This is a genomic window from Streptomyces sp. MB09-02B (genome assembly GCF_033794485.1).
Taxonomy (GTDB): domain Bacteria; phylum Actinomycetota; class Actinomycetes; order Streptomycetales; family Streptomycetaceae; genus Streptomyces.
Window position 1 is genome coordinate 1 of record NZ_JARGEE010000679.1, and the last position, 3,008, is coordinate 3,008.

5 protein-coding genes and 1 pseudogene are annotated in these 3,008 nt (G+C 75.0%); 2 read left to right on the top strand and 4 right to left on the bottom strand.

What is annotated here, in order from left to right; translation table 11 throughout:
• Nucleotides 1-95: 95 nt before the first annotated feature.
• Both P1P70_RS42715 and P1P70_RS42720 read right to left on the bottom strand, forming a co-directional pair.
• Nucleotides 96-536, bottom strand: a complete 441-nt coding sequence (locus tag P1P70_RS42715; protein WP_319247620.1) for a protein phosphatase — start codon at nt 534-536, stop codon at nt 96-98.
• Between the two features lie 3 nt (nt 537-539).
• Nucleotides 540-710 (bottom strand): hypothetical protein, encoded by a 171-nt coding sequence (locus tag P1P70_RS42720; protein WP_413471675.1) that lies wholly within the window; start codon nt 708-710, stop codon nt 540-542.
• Nucleotides 711-792: 82 nt separating this feature from the next.
• On the opposite strand from P1P70_RS42720, the gene P1P70_RS42725 reads away from it, so the two are divergent.
• The gene (locus P1P70_RS42725) at nt 793-1,020 is read left to right on the top strand and encodes a hypothetical protein (protein ID WP_413471676.1); all 228 of its coding nucleotides are present in this window, start codon (nt 793-795) and stop codon (nt 1,018-1,020) included.
• 32 nt (nt 1,021-1,052) lie between these two features.
• Nucleotides 1,053-1,988, top strand: a complete 936-nt coding sequence (locus P1P70_RS42730; RefSeq protein WP_319247622.1) for a dihydrodipicolinate synthase family protein — start codon at nt 1,053-1,055, stop codon at nt 1,986-1,988.
• Nucleotides 1,989-2,010: 22 nt separating this feature from the next.
• Here the strand turns inward: P1P70_RS42730 and P1P70_RS42735 are convergent, their stop codons facing one another.
• Both P1P70_RS42735 and P1P70_RS42740 read right to left on the bottom strand, forming a co-directional pair.
• Nucleotides 2,011-2,691: a response regulator transcription factor gene (locus P1P70_RS42735; protein WP_319247624.1), complete on the bottom strand. Its 681-nt coding sequence runs from the start codon at nt 2,689-2,691 to the stop codon at nt 2,011-2,013.
• Nucleotides 2,688-3,008 (bottom strand): annotated as a pseudogene (locus tag P1P70_RS42740) (two-component sensor histidine kinase); the annotation flags it as partial. The pseudogene P1P70_RS42740 and the gene P1P70_RS42735, both read right to left, overlap by 4 nt.

The following is a 3,008-nucleotide window of genomic DNA, read 5'->3' on the forward strand; positions in this document are numbered from 1 at the left end:
GGGGCAGCACCCTGCGGATGGGACGGGCAGGGGTGGCGGGGTGGGTCCGCCGGCTTCAACGGACCTTCTCGACGTGCCCGACCCCGTCCCCGCTGTCAGGCGAATCTCCGCACATACCGCCGCTGCCACGGCGTCTCCACCGCGTGCCGGTCGTAGTGCCGACGCACGTACGCCACGGCCTCCTCCGGCGGTACGCCGTCGAGGACGGCGAGACAGGCCAGCGCGGTACCCGTACGGCCCCGGCCGCCACCGCACGCGAGCTCGACCCGGTCGACGGCCGCCCGGTCCCAGACCTCCCGCAGCACCCGGGCCGCCTCCTCCCGGTCGCCGGGCAGCCGGAAGTCCGGCCAGCGCAACCAGCGGGACTCCCAGGGGACTTCGGGCGGCTCCTTGCCGAGGAGGTACACGGCGTAGGTGGGGACCCTGCCGTCGGGGAGCGGTCGGCGCAGCCCCCGGCCGCGCACCAGCCGCCCGGAGGGCAGCCGCAGCACACCGGCGTCGGCCGGGTCCCACGGCTCGGTCGGAGACTTCCCCATGACCTAGCCCACCCCCCGCGAGGCGGGCAGCGAAGCGCCCGCCCGGAGCCCGCGGTCGAGGATCAGCTGCATGACCTCGCGCTGGATCTGACTGCTCACCCGCAGCTCGGATCTGCGCCCGCTCCCGCTCCCGCTCTCCCGAGACATGTGCCGCATCGTTCGTTCGCCGGACATGCGCCGCATCGTACGTTCGCCGGACATCCGACGTCCCACCTCCGGACGGAAACCGCGTGAACTTGGCCAGGGGAACGCCAGGTTGACGCCTGGGGATCACCCCCGTCAGCGGAAGGCGGACGACGTCCGCGCGGAGATCCTGCCGGACTTCGCGGCCGCGTCGGCCCCCGGACGCCGCTTCCGCTGCCACCATCCTGTGCGGGAGACGGACTCGACGCGCGACCTGGCCGCCCAGGCGGTGGCCGCGCCCGCGCCACGCTCCGACCGCGAGGCCCAGCGATGCCCAGCAAGATCCAGTGATGCCCAGTGATGTCCAGCGAAGTCCAGCACCAGGGAGCCGACATGACCTTCCCCACCCCGCTGCGCGGCGTCATCCCGCCCGTCTGCACGCCCCTGACACCGGACCGCGAGGTGGACGTCCCCTCACTGGTGCGGCTGGTCGACCATCTCGTGGCGGCCGGTGTGGACGCGCTGTTCGTGCTCGGTTCGTCGTCGGAGGCGGCGTTCCTTACGGACGCGCAGCGGCGACGGGTCGTGGAGACGGTCGTCGGTCACGTCGGCGGCCAACTCCCCGTCCTCGCCGGGGCGATCGACATGACCACTCCGCGCGTCCTGGACCACGTCCGTGCCGTGACCGCCGCCGGAGCGGAGGCCGTCGTGGCGACCGCCCCCTTCTACGCGCGCACCCACCCGGCGGAGATCGCCCGCCACTACCGGCTGCTCGCCGCCGGCTCCCCCGTCCCGGTCTTCGCCTACGACATCCCGGTCGCCGTCCACTCCGCGCTGCCCGCCGACGTGGTCCTGGAGCTGGCGGCGGACGGGGTCCTCGCCGGCCTGAAGGACTCCAGCGGTGACCTGACCGCGTTCCGCAGGGTCGTCACGGGCGCCCGCACCGACCCCGCCGTCACCGGCTTCAGCGCCCTCACCGGCTCCGAACTGCTCGTCGACGCCGCGCTGGCGCTGGGCGCCGACGGCGCGGTGCCGGGGCTGGCGAACGTCGACCCCGCCGGCTATGTCCGCCTCCACCGCCTCTTCCGTGCCGGCGACCTGGACCGGGCCCGCGCCGAACAGGAGCGCCTGTGCGCCCTCTTCGGCCTGGTCGGCGTCGGCGACCCGGCCCGCATGGGCGGCTCCTCCTCCGCCCTCGGCGCCTTCAAGGCCGCCCTGCACCTGCGCGGCGTCATCGCCTGCCCCGCCACGGCGGAACCCCAGATCCCCCTGTCGGAGGCGGAGACCGAGCAGGTCGGCAAGTACCTGGCGGCAGCGGGCCTGCTCTGAGGACCCCAGGGGCCGGGGGCGCTCAGGTCGCTCCCGGGGCCACCATCCCCGACTCGTACGCCACGATCACCAGCTGGGCGCGGTCCCGGGCGCCCAGCTTGCCCATGATGCGGCTGACGTGGGTCTTGGCGGTCAGCGGGCTGAGGCTCAGGGCGTCGGCGATCTCGGTGTTGTTGAGGCCGCGCGCGACGAGCGTGAGCACCTCCTTCTCCCGGTCGGAGAGGCAGTCGGGGCCGCCGTCGGGCAGCGCGGGCGGCGCGGTGGGGGCGCGGAGCAGCCGGGCGATCAGCCGGGCCGTGGGGCCCGGCGAGAGGAGGGCGTCACCGGCGGAGACCGTGCGGATGGCGTCGAGGAGTTCCGCCGGCCGTGTGTCCTTCACGAGGAAGCCGGACGCCCCTGCCCGCAGGGCCTCCACGACGTGCTCGTCCGTGTCGTAGGTGGTGAGCACCAGGACCCGTACGCCCGCGAGGTCCTCGTCCGCCGCGATGAGCCGGGTGGCCTCGATGCCGTCGAGGTCGGGCATGCGCAGGTCCATGACGACCAGGTCGGCGCGCGCGGTGCGCGCCAGTTCCACCGCCTCCCGGCCCGTCCCCGCCTGACCCACCACCTCCATGTCCCGCGCCGACTCCACGAGCATGGCGAAGGCGGCGCGCACGAGCGTCTGGTCGTCGGCGAGGACGACCCGGATCGTACGGTCGCTCATCGAACCGCCCTCCGCTCGGCCGGGACCCCGGGTGTTTCGTGGTCGCCGGGGGCGCCCGGGCCGGGTGCACCGGCGCCGGTGGCCGCTCCGGCGGCGCCCTTCGCTCCGCCACCGGTGCCGGGGGTTCCGTGGTCGTCGGCGTCGCCGGGATCGGGTCCGCCACCGGCGGCCACGTGCCGTGCCCCCGCCCCGCCCAGCGGCAGCACCGCCTCCACCTCGAAGCCGCCGTCCGCCCGCGGCCCGGCCTCCACCGTGCCGCCGACGCTGCGGGCCCGATCGCGCATCCCGAGGATCCCGAAGCCGGACCCAGTGGAACT

Bases quoted from the DNA above. Each gene is read 5' to 3' on its own strand.
- P1P70_RS42715 (WP_319247620.1), bottom strand. From the start codon at position 536: ATGGGGAAGTCTCCGACCGAGCCGTGGGACCCGGCCGACGCCGGTGTG.
- P1P70_RS42730 (WP_319247622.1), top strand. From the start codon at position 1,053: ATGACCTTCCCCACCCCGCTGCGCGGCGTCATCCCGCCCGTCTGCACG.
- P1P70_RS42720 (WP_413471675.1), bottom strand. From the start codon at position 710: ATGTCCGGCGAACGAACGATGCGGCACATGTCTCGGGAGAGCGGGAGC.
- P1P70_RS42735 (WP_319247624.1), bottom strand. From the start codon at position 2,691: ATGAGCGACCGTACGATCCGGGTCGTCCTCGCCGACGACCAGACGCTC.